The organism is Paenibacillus lemnae, assembly GCF_012933385.1.
GTDB classification, from domain to species: Bacteria; Bacillota; Bacilli; order Paenibacillales; family Paenibacillaceae; genus Paenibacillus_AQ; species Paenibacillus_AQ lemnae.
In genome coordinates, this window is sequence record NZ_JABBPN010000001.1 from 164583 (window position 1) to 181431 (window position 16849).

At 49.3% G+C, this 16849-nt stretch carries 16 protein-coding genes and 2 pseudogenes; all 18 read left to right on the forward strand.

All coding sequences use genetic code 11. From position 1 onward, the window contains the following. Positions 1-12: 12 nt before the first annotated feature. Complete coding sequence (gene thiO / locus HII30_RS00770) at positions 13-1152, forward strand: glycine oxidase ThiO (RefSeq protein ID WP_169503018.1); 1140 nt, start codon at positions 13-15, stop codon at positions 1150-1152. Next, a complete protein-coding gene (locus tag HII30_RS00775; RefSeq protein WP_169503019.1) occupies positions 1149-2030 on the forward strand; it encodes an AraC family transcriptional regulator in 882 nt (293 codons plus the stop codon). The genes thiO and HII30_RS00775 overlap by 4 nt, the downstream gene beginning before the upstream one ends. A gap of 115 nt (positions 2031-2145) precedes the next feature. After that, the gene (locus HII30_RS00780) at positions 2146-3426 is read left to right on the forward strand and encodes a glycoside hydrolase family 27 protein (RefSeq protein WP_169503020.1); all 1281 of its coding nucleotides are present in this window, start codon (positions 2146-2148) and stop codon (positions 3424-3426) included. 241 nt (positions 3427-3667) lie between these two features. Continuing rightward, positions 3668-5209 carry a malate:quinone oxidoreductase gene (locus HII30_RS00785; protein WP_343045043.1) on the forward strand — a complete coding sequence of 514 codons (1542 nt, stop codon included), beginning with the start codon at positions 3668-3670 and terminating at the stop codon, positions 5207-5209. A gap of 273 nt (positions 5210-5482) precedes the next feature. Further along, complete coding sequence (locus HII30_RS00790; RefSeq protein ID WP_169503022.1) at positions 5483-6334, forward strand: hypothetical protein; 852 nt, start codon at positions 5483-5485, stop codon at positions 6332-6334. Further along, the gene (locus HII30_RS00795; RefSeq protein ID WP_169503023.1) at positions 6315-6587 is read left to right on the forward strand and encodes a WXG100 family type VII secretion target; all 273 of its coding nucleotides are present in this window, start codon (positions 6315-6317) and stop codon (positions 6585-6587) included. Before HII30_RS00790 ends, HII30_RS00795 begins: the two co-directional genes overlap by 20 nt. A 27-nt stretch (positions 6588-6614) precedes the next feature. Then, positions 6615-6905 carry a hypothetical protein gene (locus HII30_RS00800; RefSeq protein ID WP_169503024.1) on the forward strand — a complete coding sequence of 97 codons (291 nt, stop codon included), beginning with the start codon at positions 6615-6617 and terminating at the stop codon, positions 6903-6905. A 44-nt stretch (positions 6906-6949) separates the two neighbouring features. Further along, positions 6950-11734 carry an RHS repeat-associated core domain-containing protein gene (locus HII30_RS00805; protein WP_169503025.1) on the forward strand — a complete coding sequence of 1595 codons (4785 nt, stop codon included), beginning with the start codon at positions 6950-6952 and terminating at the stop codon, positions 11732-11734. Next, the gene (locus HII30_RS00810; protein WP_169503026.1) at positions 11731-12054 is read left to right on the forward strand and encodes a hypothetical protein; all 324 of its coding nucleotides are present in this window, start codon (positions 11731-11733) and stop codon (positions 12052-12054) included. Before HII30_RS00805 ends, HII30_RS00810 begins: the two co-directional genes overlap by 4 nt. Before the next feature lie 26 nt (positions 12055-12080). Then, positions 12081-12521, forward strand: a complete 441-nt coding sequence (ybiA, locus tag HII30_RS00815; RefSeq protein WP_169503027.1) for a riboflavin biosynthesis intermediates N-glycosidase — start codon at positions 12081-12083, stop codon at positions 12519-12521. Between the two features lie 57 nt (positions 12522-12578). Continuing rightward, positions 12579-12751 (forward strand): annotated as a pseudogene (locus HII30_RS21980) (transposase); the annotation flags it as partial. A gap of 100 nt (positions 12752-12851) precedes the next feature. Next, positions 12852-13106: a hypothetical protein gene (locus HII30_RS21425; protein ID WP_246245898.1), complete on the forward strand. Its 255-nt coding sequence runs from the start codon at positions 12852-12854 to the stop codon at positions 13104-13106. Positions 13107-13114: 8 nt separating this feature from the next. After that, positions 13115-13552 carry an SMI1/KNR4 family protein gene (locus HII30_RS00820; protein ID WP_169503028.1) on the forward strand — a complete coding sequence of 146 codons (438 nt, stop codon included), beginning with the start codon at positions 13115-13117 and terminating at the stop codon, positions 13550-13552. 149 nt (positions 13553-13701) lie between these two features. Beyond that, complete coding sequence (locus HII30_RS00825) at positions 13702-14163, forward strand: Imm30 family immunity protein (RefSeq protein WP_169503029.1); 462 nt, start codon at positions 13702-13704, stop codon at positions 14161-14163. 322 nt (positions 14164-14485) lie between these two features. Continuing rightward, positions 14486-14784: pseudogene (locus HII30_RS21480) on the forward strand (sugar-binding protein). Positions 14785-14800: 16 nt separating this feature from the next. Then, entirely contained in the window at positions 14801-15307 is a 507-nt protein-coding gene (locus HII30_RS00835; RefSeq protein ID WP_169503030.1) for an SMI1/KNR4 family protein, read from the forward strand. A 221-nt stretch (positions 15308-15528) separates the two neighbouring features. Next, complete coding sequence (locus tag HII30_RS00840; protein ID WP_169503031.1) at positions 15529-15972, forward strand: hypothetical protein; 444 nt, start codon at positions 15529-15531, stop codon at positions 15970-15972. 77 nt (positions 15973-16049) lie between these two features. After that, positions 16050-16718 carry a hypothetical protein gene (locus HII30_RS00845; RefSeq protein WP_169503032.1) on the forward strand — a complete coding sequence of 223 codons (669 nt, stop codon included), beginning with the start codon at positions 16050-16052 and terminating at the stop codon, positions 16716-16718. The last annotated feature ends 131 nt before the right edge of the window (positions 16719-16849 follow it).

Below are 16849 nucleotides of genomic sequence, written 5' to 3' on the forward strand. Positions count from 1 at the left end.
GGAGTGGAGCAGATGAAGGATCTCATCTTGGTCATGGGCGGCGGCATTATCGGGCTGTCATGTGCCCTTGAACTGAGCCGCCGCGGCGTCAACGTCCGGCTGCTGGAAACCGGGCGATGCGGCGGGCAGGCCTCCGGCGCAGCCGCCGGGATGCTGGCACCCTATTCAGAGAATGTGGAGGCGCCGGATGAATTTTTTATGCTGTGCCGGGAAAGTCTGAGCCTTTATCCAGCCTGGCAGCAGCTCGTGCGGGAATGCTCGGGGAACAGCTTCGAGTACACGCCGAGCGGCAGTCTGTATGTCGCGTACCATGAGGCGGACCTGCTGGGTCTGCAAAGCCGGATGAACTGGCAGAGAACGTGCGGATCCAGTGCGGTCATCCTGCAGGGAGACGACCTGTTCGAGGCAGAGCCCGGCTTGTCCCGCAAGGCCTTGGCAGCGCTGTGGACACCGGAAGAGAGTCACATTTATGCGCCGGATTTTGTAACCGCCTTGAAGTCAGCCTGCCTGAGTTCAGGGGTGGACATTCAGGAGGAGCTGGGCGCGCTTGATCTGGCGGCATGGGAAGATCACATCGAGGTACAGGCAGCAAGCGGTGAGATCTTTACAGGGGATCAGCTCGTGGTCTGTACCGGTGCCTGGGCGGGAGAGCTGTCGGGCAAGCTGGGCATGCGGATTCCCGTTCAGCCGATCCGGGGACAGATTTGTGCATACACCTGGGATGCGGAGCAAACGCCGCTGAACCATATGGTGTTCAGCAGTCAGGGGTACCTGGTGCAAAAAGCCAACGGTACGCTCGTGTGCGGAGCCTCGGAGGATATCGCCGGATTCGACACCAGCGTGACGGACAGAGGCATCCGTCGTCTGCTGCAGTGGAACAAGAACGTAGTTCCAGCACTGGAGCAGGCAGAGCCGTTCCACCGCTGGGCGGGACTGAGGCCGTCCACGCTGGACGGGCGGCCGCTGATCGGCCGTGTGCCGCAGGCGGAGCGCGTGGTGTTCGCGGCGGGGCATTACCGCAACGGGATTCTGCTGAGTCCCGTGACCGCCAAGCTGGCCGCAAACTGTGTAGAAGGCAGGCCATTGCAGGCCTGGCAGCATGCATTTCGCCCGGACCGGTTCGGGGTGGCGGCGAAGGTTTTACGATCATGACACACGAGCATTTTGCCGTTTATGGATACCGGTTTCTGGATACGCTGGAGAGCTCCTTTTATCAGCTGTTCGCACTAGGGAGGGAACATATTCAGACCCATGCTTATAACTGGGATGGTATGAAGCGGATTGACGGTCCGCTCTATCTTTTTCAATACACGGTGTCCGGCCAGGGCGCTGTTTGTATCGAGGGTCAAACGTATGATCTTAAGCCAAGAACGGCTTTTATGGTGGAAATCCCCGGTGAGCACCGTTATTTCCTTCCGGAGACCAGCTCGGAGTGGGAATTTTACTTCATTCTGTTTCGTCAGAAAAACCTGAGTGAGCAGTGGGCTGAACTCGTTACCCGGCTGGGCCACACTCCTTGCATTCCAGAGGATTCGGGAGCCATCGGATTATTAAAGGACATGTTTCATGCATCTGCAAACCACAGGATTACCGATGGGTATATCGCCTCATCGCTCGTTTACCGCTTTGTGATGGAGCTGTTCCGCTTCAGCGAGACCCGCCGGAAAGAAAAGGCGTCCTGGCCTCTGCCGGTGCAGCGCGCGGTACAGCAGCTTGAGACATCCTATTGTGAACTGCAAAGTCTGAATGAGCTTGCCAGCAATGCAGGCTTGTCCAAATACCATTTTACGCGTGTATTTCGCGATGCCACAGGGCTTACCCCGATCTCGTATTTAACGAAGATCCGGATCGAACGATCCGTCGAGCTGCTGCGGAGCACTTCACTGAGCATGGAGGAGATCGCAAGAGAGATCGGATATTCCAGCGGAAGCTATTTCATCAAGGTGTTTCGAAAATGGGTCGGTTACCCGCCGGGTGAAGTTCGCGATGGTCGCGAGATCGTCGGGTTTCATCATTTGAAATTCGACTAGAACAGACCGCAATATTGTACATACCGAAGCAAAACATTGCTGTAGACGCGGCCGCGTTTTTCCCTCTATGCTACTTGTACAAGCTTTAATCACGAGTAGGAAAGGAAGTGCGCAAGTGAACCATCATGACTTTGCTCAAACACCGCCCATGGGCTGGAACAGCTGGGATTGCTACGGGGCCAGCGTCACCGAGGAGGAAGTGCTCGGCAACGCCCGCTACATGGCAGAACATCTGAAGGACTATGGCTGGGAGTATATTGTTGTCGATATTCAGTGGTATGAGCCTACCGCAAAATCGTCCCAATATAATGCTTTTGTTCCTTTGGAGATGGATGAGTACTCAAGATTGATTCCAGCCGTGAACCGGTTTCCGTCCTCCGCGGGAGGCAAGGGCTTCAAACCGCTTTCCGATGCTGTCCATGACCTCGGGTTAAAATTCGGTATTCATATTATGAGAGGAATTCCGCGTCAGGCCGTTCATGGTAACACGCCGCTGCTCGGCACTTCTCAAGGCGCGCGTGATATCGCCCATCCGAACTCGATTTGCCCGTGGAACACCGATATGTACGGCGTGAATGCGTCACGGGAAGGCGCACAAGCTTACTATGATTCTCTGTTTCAGCTGTATGCAGAGTGGGGAGTCGATTTTGTTAAGGTAGACGACATTGCCGCTTCCCGTTTATACGGTATTCACGGCCGCGAGATTGAAATGATCCGTAAAGCCATCGACCGCTGCGGCCGTGATATGGTGCTGTCGCTCTCCCCGGGACCCGCACCGGTGGACCATGAGGAGCTGCTGAACCGCAATGCGAATATGTGGCGGATGACCGATGACTACTGGGATTTGTGGGAGCTGCTGCATGACATGTTTGACCGCTGTGAACAATGGTACCGTCATGTCGGTCCCGGGCATTGGCCGGACTGTGATATGCTGCCACTGGGCCATATCGGCATCCGTTCGGTAGACGGCGGAGCCAGCGACCGCTGGACGCGGTTTACGAAGGATGAACAGCTGACGATGATGACACTCTGGTCCATCTTCCGCTCTCCGCTCATGTTCGGCGGCGAGATGAGGGATAACGATGAGTGGACACAGTCCCTGCTGACGAATGAGGAAGTGCTTCAGGTTCACCGTGAAGGCGTGGATGCAAAGCCGGTATATCGCAATGGCGATATCATTGCCTGGATGTCAACGAACCCGGCGGGCGGCACGTATGCCGCATTGTTTAACGCAGGGGAAGAATCGGCAGAGGTTGGTGTCACCTGGGAGCAGCTTGGCCTGTCAGGTCGCAAACAGGTCCGCGATCTTTGGAAACATGAGGATCTTGGAACGGCTGAAGCGTCATTCTCCAGGGTCTTGGCCCCGCACAGTGCGATGCTTCTCAAGCTGTCCTAGATTCTTAACTTCTTCTATATATACACGCATGAATCCAACCTTCTCCATCTACCGTGGGGAGGTTGGATTTTTCAGCATATCCTCCATCAACTATTCATAAATTCATATTCAATTCCAGATATAATAGTGATACACTAGGGTTACGTAACCTCGTTCCAGAAAAGATGCGTGACCGGGTGCGCCATGATCTGTTGTGGCGGCTAAGCTGAGGAGTCTACATTCTTTTTTGCAAATCTTAGGCATAAGGAAGGTAAAAATGAGCAACAGACAAACCGAAACAGACGTTATCTTAATTGGTGCCGGTATCATGAGTGCGACTTTAGGGACACTGTTGAAAGAATTAGTACCGGACTGGAAAATCACGGTGTTCGAGAAGCTGGCAAGCGCAGGAGAAGAAAGCTCGAACGAATGGAACAATGCAGGTACAGGCCATGCAGCGCTGTGTGAGCTGAACTATACCTCCCAGAAAGCGGATGGTTCGATAGATATAAGTAAAGCGGTAAAGGTCAATGAGCAGTTTCAGGATTCCATGCAGTTCTGGTCCTATCTTGTAACCCGCAAGCTGATCACCCAGCCGCAGGATTTCATTATGCCGCTGCCGCATATGAGTTTAGTGCAGGGGAAAGACAATATAGATTTTCTTAGAAAACGTTTTGAAGCGATGTCGGCCAATCCTTTGTTCCATGGAATGGAATTCTCAGAGGATCCGGAAATCTTGAAGACATGGATTCCTTTGATTATGAATGGGCGGCCATCGAATGAGCCAATAGCGGCTACCCGCATGAATGCAGGTACCGATGTGAACTTCGGGGCTTTGACTCGTATGCTGTTTCAGCATTTGAAGCAAAAGAACGTCGATATTCGCTATCGTCACAGCGTAGATGATTTGAAGCGTACGAGCGACGGGAAATGGGAACTGAAAGTTCGTAATGAAAGCGGTAAAACCGAACTTCACACCGCTAAGTTCGTGTTTATCGGCGGCGGGGGCGGCAGTCTGCCGCTGCTTCAGAAATCCGGTATTCCGGAAGGCAAGCATATTGGCGGATTCCCGATCAGCGGACTGTTCATGGTGTGCAATAATCCGGAAGTGGTTGCCCAGCATCATGCCAAGGTATACGGCAAAGCGAAGGTAGGCGCACCTCCGATGTCAGTACCGCATCTGGACACCCGTTTTATCGATAACAAGAAGTCCCTGCTCTTTGGACCTTTTGCGGGCTTCTCGCCCAAGTTTCTGAAAACCGGGTCCATGTTTGACTTGATCGGCTCCGTGAAGCCGAACAATGTGCTGACGATGCTCGCAGCAGGCGCGAAGAACCTGTCGCTGACGAAGTACCTCATCCAGCAGGTCATGCTGTCCAAGGAAAAGCGGATGGAGGAGCTGCGAGAGTTTATCCCGAATGCCAAAAGCGAGGACTGGGGCATGCTCGTAGCCGGCCAGCGTGTACAGGTCATCAAGGATACGGAGGCTGGCGGTAAAGGTACGCTGCAGTTCGGTACGGAAGTGGTCAGCGCAGCCGACGGTTCGGTCGCCGCACTGCTCGGCGCTTCGCCGGGTGCTTCAACCGCGGTGTCCGTAATGATTGAAGTGATCCACAAGTGCTTCCCGCAGCATGTCAAAGCGTGGGAGCCGAAGCTGAAAGAGATGATTCCTTCATACGGCGCACCGCTGCTCAACAACCCTGAGCTGATCAAGCACATTCATACTTCGACCTCGCAGGCGCTTGGACTGAACGATGACACACCTTCTCAGCGGGACAAGCGTAATAAAGCGAGTGTATTGTAAGAAGCATAAAATTTATGAAGCATCCTTGCCATCGGGGCGAAGGATGCTTCTTTTTTTTGCGCACGATTTCAAGAGGATGAGCCTTGAAGGATCCGATCGTCTTGGGTCTTTGAGACCATAGTCGGATTCGATAATACCTTCTAGAGGGAGGAAAGTCACATTTTTCCTTTATTGTCTTCTTTTCGGCTCGGTTGCTTTTGACAACACGTTGATAAGCATGACAAAATGTTTATATTATACAAGGGAAAATGTGGAAGTTAGAGGGGGTGCCGTATGTCAGAAGCTGTAGAGAATACTCAGGAATGGGTGCGCGAAATTGGGCAGCGTGAGCTGTTTTTTTTAATGAATATGGTGGAACATAACGGGATTGCCGGATTTTCAGATCCGTATTCCGGATATTTGATAGATGAGCTGGAGGATGAGTGGGCCAAGATCCGGGGGCAGCTGCTGGAGCGAGAGCTTCTCATGGCAGATGGAGATGATCTGGCGATCGAGCCGGTGCTGGAGGCTTTCTTGGCAGTGCTGGACAGTTCGTATGCGGTACGTCTGGAGTTAAAGCGCGGCGGGAAAACCGTCTACGATGCCTACCTGCATCTTTTGCCGCAGATGGTGGTCGAGCGAGTGCAGACTGACAGCGGTGATGGGGAAGGGAATCACGCCATTCGGTTGAGTGCCATAGCGAGCCTGGAGCTGTCCTTGCCTCTCATCGAGCAGGTGTTTCCGGCAGAAGCCGCAGCACAAGGAACGATCAAGCAGCCTTTTACACTTCCGGTTGAGGTCTATGACAGCCTGATGAGCGGCAGTGAAACCGAAGGAGCAAAGGCCCTGGATCCCGGGCTGAGCCCGGATGCCAAAGCGCTGAAGTCTCTGATGGAGCAGGCGGACTTTCAGGGGCGAATGACCTTGATGCAGCGCAGCGGTCCGGTGTGGCGCCAGCAGGTGATGACCTGCGGGATCGGAGAAGATGGCGGATGGATCGCAAGGCGTGACGAGGAGCAGGGCGTACGGGTGGAAAATTATCGGCGCGGGAAGCTGGGCCAGGCTGTGAGAGCTCTGGTACAGGATGTGCTTGCGAAGAGTAAAGAGGATGGCGGAGGTGACGGGCATGACGAAAATCAAAATTAATCCCGAACAATTGGACGAGGCAGCTGCTCGATTCTTGGCATGCAGCCAGAGCAACCTGGATATGGCAGTAGAGCTCAAAGGGATCATTGACGGAATGTCTGGTGAATGGGAGGGCGTGACCCGAGAGCGATTTTATCAATCCTACACGGGATCTCATGAACAGCTCCAGAGTGTATCCGAGACGCTGAAGACGATCGGGGACGAGCTGAAAGCCATTGCAGACCGGTTCCGGAGTGCGGATGAGAGCTCCTAAGAGACAGAAGTTGAAAGGAGTGGAACGATGGTGTCGAGAATTCGTGCGAATATTGCGGCCTTGGAGCGGGCGGCGTCCCACTTTGCGGCGGCTGGGCAGCAGCTGGGGCAGATTGCCGGAGAGCAGCAGCAGCGGAGAGCTGCTATTAAATGGTCGGGCCGGGCGGAGCAGGAATATTCAGTCTCATGGAATGAGAGTGAAGCTACAGTCAAGCGCCTGACGGTGCTGGCCTCACAGATGGCCTCACAGTGCCAAAGCGTGGCCGAGGCGCTGCGCCGGGCGGATGAGGAGGAACGGCGTAGAGAACGTGAAGGCTGATGAAGACTTTCGTTGATGGGTAGTCAGGGAGGAGAGGATGACACTTGCGTATCATTGTGGAGCCGGGAGAACTGGCGGACCTGCGCAAAAAAATGAAAAGTGCGGCGCATGACATCGAACGCCTTGGCCGCATGCTGGAGCATACCTGGCGCAGTGTGGATTATGAAGGGTCGCAGCGGGGAGCGCTGGACGCGACATGGGCAGAAATGGCGGGTCTGTTCGGTAAGCTGGCTCAGCAGTATGAGGACATGGCATCGTTTTTAAATAAGAAGAGCCAGGATTTTGCCGAGGCTGACGGGCAGGAAACCGGCTTCTCGGCTGGAAAGCTGCTGAAGTGGGCGGCTGTTGTGCTGGGAACTACGCTGGATTTTGTTCCGGTGGTCGGTAATGTGAAGGGCATTGTGGATGCCGCGGTGGGATACGATGTTTTTACCAAAGAAAAGCTGACGAACGTGGAGCGTGTGCTCAGCCTGCTGGGGCCGGCGGGCAAGACGGTGAAGAAGGGCTCGCAGCTGGTCGGATTTATTGATGATGCCGCGAGCATCGCTAAACACGGAGAACACGCGTCTGATGCCGTTCGAGCCGCCGACCGTGCCGGTGACACCGCTAAAGCGGCAGACTCTGCGGGCGATGTCAGCAAAGCAGCAGATCGTGCCGGCGATGCGACCAAGGCGACGGACCATGCGGGAGACGCGGCCAAAACAGCAGATCAGGCAGGGGATGCAGCCAAGACAGCAGATCATGCGGGCGATGCATCCAAGGCGGCCGACCATACGGGCGATGCGGCCAAGAGCGGCGGAGATGCTGCGTCAGGACCGGTTACCGTGAACGCTGCGCCAGGAGCGGCTAGGCATGGAGATGAGGCTGCAGCGGCAGCAGAGACTGGTGTGAAGCACGCGGACGAAGCGGTAGAAGCCGCCACAGGAACAGCGGGCATGGCAGCTGCTGGAAGTGCCACCGCGGCAACGGGAATTGGAATGGTGCGCAATCCCCGCTCGGGCGCATCTGCCGGCACCCAGATTCAGAAGAAGGACGGCGTTAATCCGCGTTCCACCGCAGGCGACCCGGTCGATACTTCCACTGGAGCCCAGATTATTGAGCACCCGCTGCTGCATATCAAGGGCGCCGAGGATATGGCATTCTCGATGAACTATAACTCTCTGCTGAAGGGCAGCGGAGCTTTAGGCCTGGATTGGAGCCATAACTACGAAATTCGTCTGGAACAGCGTGCTGAAGGTACATTGGAGGTCTGGTGGAGCAGCTTCCGCAGCAACACCTATCAGCGTGGAGAAGATGGGATATTCCGAAGCGAGGATGTGGACGTGCTTCATGACCGGGTTATCCTAACGGATGGAGGCTACCGGCTCGTCAGGAAGGATCAAAGAGTCCTATTGTTCAATGCAGAGGGGCAGCTGGAGGAAATCTGCAATCCGGCAGGCCAGGCACAGCATTTGTCTTACGATGCACAGGGCCGTCTGCTTGAAATCAAGGATGTCTTGAGCGGCAGATCATTTCAATTATCCTATGGTGAGTCAGGACTGCTTCAATCTGCTGTCGATCCGCTGGGTTATACGGCTACCTTTCATTACACGGAAGGGCGGCTTACGGATATCACGCCGCCGGATAACAGCCGGATCAGCTGTGCATATACACCGGAAGGCCGCTTATCCTCGATGCGCAGCGGAGAGGGCATCGTTTATTTTGTCAACGAATATGACGATGAAGGGCGTGTGGCCCGTCAGAAGGATGCATTGGGTAAATGGTGTTCTTTTGACTATGATGAGGAGAGCCATCCGGGATGGATCATCACGACATTCACGAACCGGGAAGGCGCAGCCCGGGTGTTTACTCACGACGATCGGTACCGCCTGATTGCACTGCAGGATGAGCTTGGACATGTCACACGGTATGAATATGATGAGCAGGGGCTCTGCACCCTGGAGGTGGAGCCGGACGGCAAAGAGAGCGCGTATGTGTATGATGAAAAGGGACGGCTTCTGGAAAAACGCATCAACGGACAGCTCCGCGACCGCTACCGTTATGATGAATTCGGTTCCTTAATTTCTTACATAGACGGTGAAGGAAATGCCATCGTTTTCGAGTATGATGAACATCACCGGCCGATCCTGCGGAAAGACCCGGAAGGCGGCCTGACCCGGATCACCTATAATGAGCAGGGGCTCATGGAGACGATGGAGGATCATTCCGGTGCAGTAACCCGGTATGCCTATGATGCATTCGGGAACCTGGTGACGGTTACGGATCCGCTCGGCTATGCCACCCGCTATGAGTACGATGCCGGAGGGCGCATCACCCAGGTGACTGATCCTGCCGGAGGCGTGATCCGCCAAGCCTACAATGTCAGCCATCAGGTGGTCTCGGTAACCGATCCGCTGGGTGCGGTCACCCAATATGATTACGACAAGGAAGGTGCGCTGCGCAGACAGATCGATCCGCTCGGCCATGCCCGGCTGTTCAAGTACAATGCGGCAGGACACCTGACCGAAGAACAGGACGAGCTTGGGCGTACGGTCCGTTACCGGTACGATGACGAGGAGCGCGTGGTTCAGGTTGTTCATAAGAACGGTGGTTCCACCCGTTATGCATATGATGGGGCAGGACGTCTTCTGCAGAGCACCGATCCATCCGGTGTGATCACCCGCTATCAATATGATGCGGCTGGCCGTGTAACGAAGGTTACGGATGGCGAGGGATATGTGCTGCGCTCCATGCAGTATGACAAGGACGGCAATCCGGCCGCCGTGGCGAACGCGCTGGGGCATGTGGTGAACTACCGTTTTAACCGGCTGGGACAGATCCTGGAGGAAGAGAACGCGAAGGGCGATGTCACGGCCTATGCGTATGACGGCCTTTCCCGCCTGGTGCGGGTGAATCAGAGCGGCCAGGAGAGCAGCCGTGCCTTTACCGCAGCAGGACAGCTGACAGGCTACCGCGATGCGGCCGGAAATGAGACGAGGTTCCGCTATGATGCGGCGGGCAGGCCGGCAGAGGAGATCACACCGGCGGGCACGCAGCTGGCCTATGAATATGATTCCCGCGGATTTCTCATCCGCCGCAGCAGTGCACGCGGCAGTGTCACCACCTATACGCCGGATGCAGCCGGCAGGCTGCATAAGCAGGAAGACGGGGCCGGAACTGTCGAGCATCAATATGATGCGGCCGGGCGCCTGATCACCATCAGTGAGCGTGCAGGAGTCGACGCACGAGCGCGGGTAGAGAAGCGCACCTACGATCCGCTGGGACGGGTGACTTCTTACACCAATGAACGCGACCAGAGGATCCGTTATGAATATGACTGGCTCGGAAATCTGTCTGTGCTGCACTACCCGGACGGCAAAAAAGTCACGTACCGCTACGATGCAGCAGGCCGGATGACCGAGGTCCGGGACTGGAAGAAGCGGGTAACCGCCTACAGCTATGATGACAGAGGCCAGCTGGTCCGAACAGACCGGCCGAATGGCACCGCAGAGCTGCGGGCCTACGACAAGGAGGGCCAGCTGATCTCGCTGCTGGACACGGGCGTAAAGGGACGGCTGCTGCAGCAGTACCGCTACTCCTATGACGCCGCAGGCCTGCTGGTCAAGGAGAATGAAACCCGGTACGATTATAATGCCTGGGGAGCGCTCATCGCGGCGAACGCCAGCCGGTACACCTACGATGCCTCCGGAAACATGACCTGTATGGAGGAGGGGAATTCCCAGCTCCACATGTCCTATGCTGCAGACAACCGCCTGAGAAGTGTCAACGGCGAGGACATGGTCATGGACGAAGACGGCAACCTGCTCCGCGGCCCGCTGCGGGAACGGAGCCAGGACTTTGTCTACGATGTCCGGGACCGCCTGGTCCAGGCTGGCAGTATTATGTATGGCTACAACGCAGAGAACGAGCGGACCTGGATGGTCGTGAACGGTCAGACCACCCGGTATGTTGTGAATCCGCATGCGGAGTACAGCCAGCTGCTGCTGGAGACCGATGAGGCGGGCAGCGTGAGCACCGCCTATGTCTACGGCCTCGGCCTGATCGGCCGCGAGAGCGCAGACGGACGCTACCACAGCTACCATTACGACCTGCGCGGCAGTACAACCCTGCTCACAGACGAAGAAGGCAGCGTCACCGACCGCTACACCTATGGCGCCTTCGGCGAGCTGGTGAAGCATGAGGGCAGCACCCGCCAGCCGTTCGCCTACAACGGCCGCGATGGCGTACAGACCGACGTAAACGGCCTGTACTACATGCGCGCCCGCTACTATAACCCGGACATCAAGCGGTTTATGAACCGCGATGTGCTGCGTGGAGATCTGAGCCTGGGGCTCAGCATGAACCGCTTCGCGTATGTGAACGGCAATCCGGTGACGTTTGTGGACCCGCTGGGGCTGGATGCGATCCAGGCGAGGAAGAGCGGGGGGATGGGTGATTCTAACGAAAATATAGTATATCGTGCATTAAATCAGAAAGATGCCGATAGACTTAGTCAGGGATTAGGATTAGAAGCTAAAAACCCAAATGGAATATGGAAGCTTGATGAACATCTTGTTGGTGGTTCTGGTAAAGGCTCGTGGGCAAATGATCCGTATATTTCTACAACAACAGATATTGATGTTGCAAGAGGATTTAATCAATCAGGGAGTAATTTAGGAATAGTTGAAATCGATTTGAATAAGGTACCGACTCTTGCTTTGAAAGGATATGAATTATATCCAAGAAAAAATGGTGTAGAAGGATTGCCATATCATTATTCAATTTGGCAACAAGAAGTTTCTGTACATCAAAGGATACCAAAAGATGCAATAAAGGGGTTTATTAAATGATAAATGATAGAATGATTGAAATTGAAGAAGCAATAAATAAACTAACAATTGAGTTATTGGTTCCACTTAGAACTTCAAAAAAGGTAAATAAAGAAGCATTCGATAAGTTGTATGCACTACTAGAAGAATTAAAGGAACTTGTTAAGGGAGAAGTTTTGATTAGAAGAAAGTTAGCAGGTTTGTTGTTCTTTATATATTCATCTATTTCTGCAGAAGGAGAACACACCCATTATTCAGACCCTATTTTTATTGAAGCTGGAAAGCTAGAAGACTATTTAAGTAAAATACTTTGGGATTCACCGTTTGGTAAAGGATTCTGAAAATTATTGACTGCAGGGGTGATGATATGACTATATACTTCTATAAGATAGATGATGAGTATGGTTGTTTCTCTAACTTCTCTCCACACGGATTTGAATTAGATGGTGTGTTTTGGAATACTAGTGAACACTACTTTCAAGCTCAAAAATTTGCCGGAACTGAATATGAGGATCAAATTAGGCACTCCTTATCGCCAATGGAAGCCGCTAAACTGGGGCGTGATCGGAGTAAACCACTTAGGAAAGATTGGGAAGATATCAAAGATGAGATTATGAAGAAAGCAGTTCAGAAAAAGTTTTCTACGCATAAGGACATACAAAAGGTACTACTTTCAACTAAAGATAACGTAATTATTGAGCAAACGTCTAATGATTACTATTGGGGGTGTGGAAAGGATGGAACAGGGAAGAACAGGTTAGGTTTAATCTTAATGGAAGTTCGAGAACTATTAAAAAAGTATGATTAAGTCTAATCACTAATTCCTTTTAACAAAAAATGATACTGCCAATAAAATTGCGAGTAAATTCATTCCAAAGATCGATTGCCTATCTTTTTTAGTGTCTTGGATCTTCGTCCGTACGCGAAAGAACTGAGAGGCCGTTCACCCCGAGGGGCTGGGGGCCATTGCAGAGAAGGTATCTGCGTGCACTTTTGGCTGCTCCTCTTGAGCGTATTCAGACCTTTACTGGCCTGCATTCTGGGGAAACTTAGTTCAAAGAATTATCCGAATCCTGACCCAGATATGTCAGTTCCTCCAGTACGATATGAACCACAGTCATTTCACGAAGTCATCAGAATGCGTCAGGGTAAAGGACCTACAACCAAGGCTACCCATGGTACACAAAATATTGAGGCTCATCACAGACAGCAGATTCCAGTTCATAACGGTGGTATACTGGATGAGTTAGAACAGAATGTTCATAGAGGGGCTGGCAATCATACTCGACATCAATTGCCGTCTAATTTGACACCTGCTCAAAGAGCCAAGGAAATTCGTGAGCATTGGAAGCAACGCGGTAGTGAGTACATTCTTCCAGGAGAAGGGATTTAGGGGGAGTCATGACGAAAGACGAGATCGAGTTAATATTAAAGTCGTTACTTGATAAAGAAGATATAGAATATAACCCGCCTTCAATAAATGACTGGAGGGAACTGGAAAGAAAGTTTTCATGTGTGATTGGTGAAGATTTTAAGTTGTTTATTGACTTAATGTCAAAGTACTCATTTCCAGGGGATATTCTAAACGTCTCTACTGGTTTAACAAATAGTAATGATACGATTAGTTTTACTTACGACTTCGAGATGAACCAGGGCGGAAAATGGAAACCTGAAATGATCCCATTTTACTCGATAGGTAATGGTGATTACTTTTGCTTAAATTCAATCGAGTCGCCAGATTCACCAGTATATTATTATTACCATGAAGACTTTTATTTTGAAGAGTATACCGAGAATTTCGCGTTATGGATTAAAGCGCTCCCTGAGTTTTTATCTTAAATCGAGATAATCTTGACTGGCTCTGCCTTTCGAGGTTTATCTCTTAACCCAATGACATACCTGGGGACCACACACCGCACATTATATAGGTTTAAGAGAAGCGAAACTATATATCCTGTATTATTTAATAAGTAAGTGGGGTGGAGAGTATGGATGTTGAATCGGAATTAAAGAAAATCTACACAAATAGACTATTACAATCTCAACAAGAAATATCCTCATTTGAAGAAGCATTAGTTAATCTCATTGGTTTAGAGGATAAATCAGTTATTACAGGATTATGTATGGGATTTGATGATGATACTGAACAATATGAAATAATGTTCGGATTAGTACATGGCATAGAGCATCTCTATAAAGATAATATTGAAGAGGGGTTACATTTAATCGCTTTAGCTATCCCACGTGTTATTGATAGGGCAAGAGAATGGATAGAAGTTTTACATTACAGAATTTTAAATCATGAACAAGTAAGAAGAATATACGGTAGTGTACTATCTAAGCTAGATGTCACAACAAAAGAGATAATAATAAACTCATTAAGAGACATAAAAAGTGAAGACCCAAATATGTTTAGCGATTCTGTAGATGAAGTATTAAAATCAATATAAAAAAACCACCTTAATTGGCTAAAGACCTTTTAAGGTGTTTTTTTTAGAGTCTGTAAAACAGAATGTGTAAACTCCCGAAACAATTTGCGAAGGAAAAATCAGGCTGAATTATGGTCATTTTCTTCCTAAAAAGAGCCTGGGGCTCAGCATGAACCGCTTCGCGTATGTAAATAGTAATCCGGTGACGTTCGTGGACCCGCTGGGGCTGGATGCGATCCAGGCGAGGAAGACTCAGGGTACGGAACAAGTCGTAAAAGAGTATGATGTGGTTTCTTATCGTCCTGCAAATGGAAAGCATGGTCTTGAAAATCATCATGGAGTAATGAATGAGTGGGCAAAACAAAACATTCTAGGATATAAGGAAGAGGTGGGTAAGTCACCGACAGTGGCTCTTTCAGATAGGAATAATGGTGGGATGCACGAAGAAACTAAAAAGGTTATAGAGAATGGCTGCGGGAGAGAACAGGTAGACCTGTAGGAGCGAAAGTTGATTGGAAAAATGTTAGCCCTAAAGAGATACAAAAATTATCAGAAGATATGTTTGATGCTGCAAAGGTTCCGGAAATAATCAGGAAAGAATATTACAGACAATTAAGTAATTTTTTATATTCACTCGACTAATAATTAGGAGGATATTATGAATATAAGAGAGATTCTTCAAAAAATAAACAAAACACAATACTGTAATGTTTACCCGCCTCAAGGACCTCCAGAAAATATTGAAAAGGGTGCCATTCTTCCGAAAGACTTAGTTGAATTTTATACGATCTGTGGAGGAGTGGAATTGTTTACTAATGCAGACTTTGGTGTATCTATCGTTACTCCGGATAAATTTGTGCTAGCAAACCCTATAATTGTAGGGGGAAAATGCGAATACGATATTTCCTCACATTGGTACATTTTAGGTGACCTAGGTAGTGGCAATTATTTATCGATTGATTTACATCCTGACAGGTTAGGAAAATGCTACGATAGTCACTGGGATTCCCATGGCGTAGTAGGAAGCAGTACAGTTGTGGCAATTTCATTTACTGACTTGTTAAATAGAATATTAGTAAGTAAAGGCGAAGGTGAAAGCTGGTATTGGTATAGAGATGATTTTGAATCACTAGGAGATGCTTATGATGGAATAGAAATAGAATAGATTTAATACTTGTTACCTTGATTGGCTCACAGCTTTTCAAGGTTTTTATTTAATTCACTCGACTTTCGCAGCTTAAATTACCAAACAAATTCTTGATATACTAAATGAGTTGTTAAAACAGAATGTATAAATAAATAGAATAATTTGTAAATAGAGAATCAGGTTACGGTCATTCTCCCCCTCAAAAGAGCCTGGGTCTCAGCATGAACCGCTTCGCGTATGTGAACGGCAATCCGGTGACGTTTGTAGACCCGCTGGGGCTGGATGCGATCCAGGCGAGGAAGAGCGGGGGGATGGGGAGTTCCGGGGCAGACAATATAGCAAAGTATCCGAAACTTAAAGAAGATCTGAAAAATGAAGAATTTACTTCTTTATTTAAAGATAGTTCGCTTCATCCCGAGGTAGTATCAAAATCGGTACCTATAATTCCAGGAAATCAGTTAAAAGATGTGAATGTGATACAAGCATTAACAGAGCGTGGAAGTTCGATGTGTGATTGGGCAAAAATGGAGTCGCCTACTTACAGTAGCCCTTATGGGAATTTTAAATTTCACTTTTATCAAAATTTAAAGACTGGAGAAGTCAGTCCTTTTGATAATAAAATGAAAATGAACGGGGTCGATAAATCTTATATTTATCCGGAACAAATGTATCCTAAAGGTTAAAATTTAAAGAGAGTTGGGCAAATTAGCTTGCTCAACTCTCTTTAAACAAGGGAGAGGATCACTTGAGAGTTGAATGCTTGAAAAGAAAAATAAATGATAAACTTTACGATTCTATAACTTTGAATAAGAGTTATATTGTTTTATCAATTGAAGTTTATGATATGAAGAATTCTAATTTTGCCCAATCGGTAGGTAACCACATTTTATATAGAATAGAAAATGATAATGGAAGTGTTGTACCGTATCCTTCTGCATTATTTCAAGTGAAATCCGGAAAATTATCAAAGGGATGGGCAGCAATTCAAAGTCATGAATGCTTTCAATTAATTCCCGAGAGTTGGACTATTGATGGTTTTTGGGAAAAATATTATAACGATGATAATAAAACATTAGAGTTATACAAAAAAGAAAAACAAAGTATTTTTCTAGAAGAATTAACAACAAATGAAATTATTAATATTATTATGCGAAATGAGGATTCAATGGATAAAGAAACAATTTTGTATGCACTAATAAATCATAAAGATGAACGCTTTATAGATACTATACTTGAGTACTCAAGAAAATCTCTACAAAATGATATCCATTACTATTCATCAATTGAGGTTTCACACTCATTGGTTTTAGCGTTTATTTATCTAAGTAAATTTAATAGCTCTAAAGTAGAAGACTATTTTATCGAATATTTATCGGAGCCTGCCCTAAAAAAGCAACTAACAGATATAGTTAATAGTTATTTCACATAATGCATTTAAACAGGGCCTTTGAATACTCACAATCAATATTATTGATTCATTTAAACAAGTTAATTATGGGTCAGTTACCTCCATGATTGGCTTCATGTCGTTCTAGGTTTCTTTTTTTAGTGGGGGCTAAA

What these genes read in the sequence shown, in the direction of transcription:
- thiO (WP_169503018.1), top strand. Translation starts at nt 13, where the DNA reads ATGAAGGATCTCATCTTGGTCATGGGCGGCGGCATTATCGGGCTGTCA.
- HII30_RS00775 (WP_169503019.1), top strand. Translation starts at nt 1,149, where the DNA reads ATGACACACGAGCATTTTGCCGTTTATGGATACCGGTTTCTGGATACG.
- HII30_RS00790 (WP_169503022.1), top strand. Translation starts at nt 5,483, where the DNA reads ATGTCAGAAGCTGTAGAGAATACTCAGGAATGGGTGCGCGAAATTGGG.
- HII30_RS00795 (WP_169503023.1), top strand. Translation starts at nt 6,315, where the DNA reads ATGACGAAAATCAAAATTAATCCCGAACAATTGGACGAGGCAGCTGCT.
- HII30_RS00800 (WP_169503024.1), top strand. Translation starts at nt 6,615, where the DNA reads ATGGTGTCGAGAATTCGTGCGAATATTGCGGCCTTGGAGCGGGCGGCG.
- HII30_RS00810 (WP_169503026.1), top strand. Translation starts at nt 11,731, where the DNA reads ATGATAAATGATAGAATGATTGAAATTGAAGAAGCAATAAATAAACTA.
- ybiA (WP_169503027.1), top strand. Translation starts at nt 12,081, where the DNA reads ATGACTATATACTTCTATAAGATAGATGATGAGTATGGTTGTTTCTCT.
- HII30_RS21425 (WP_246245898.1), top strand. Translation starts at nt 12,852, where the DNA reads ATGCGTCAGGGTAAAGGACCTACAACCAAGGCTACCCATGGTACACAA.
- HII30_RS00820 (WP_169503028.1), top strand. Translation starts at nt 13,115, where the DNA reads ATGACGAAAGACGAGATCGAGTTAATATTAAAGTCGTTACTTGATAAA.
- HII30_RS00825 (WP_169503029.1), top strand. Translation starts at nt 13,702, where the DNA reads ATGGATGTTGAATCGGAATTAAAGAAAATCTACACAAATAGACTATTA.
- HII30_RS00835 (WP_169503030.1), top strand. Translation starts at nt 14,801, where the DNA reads ATGAATATAAGAGAGATTCTTCAAAAAATAAACAAAACACAATACTGT.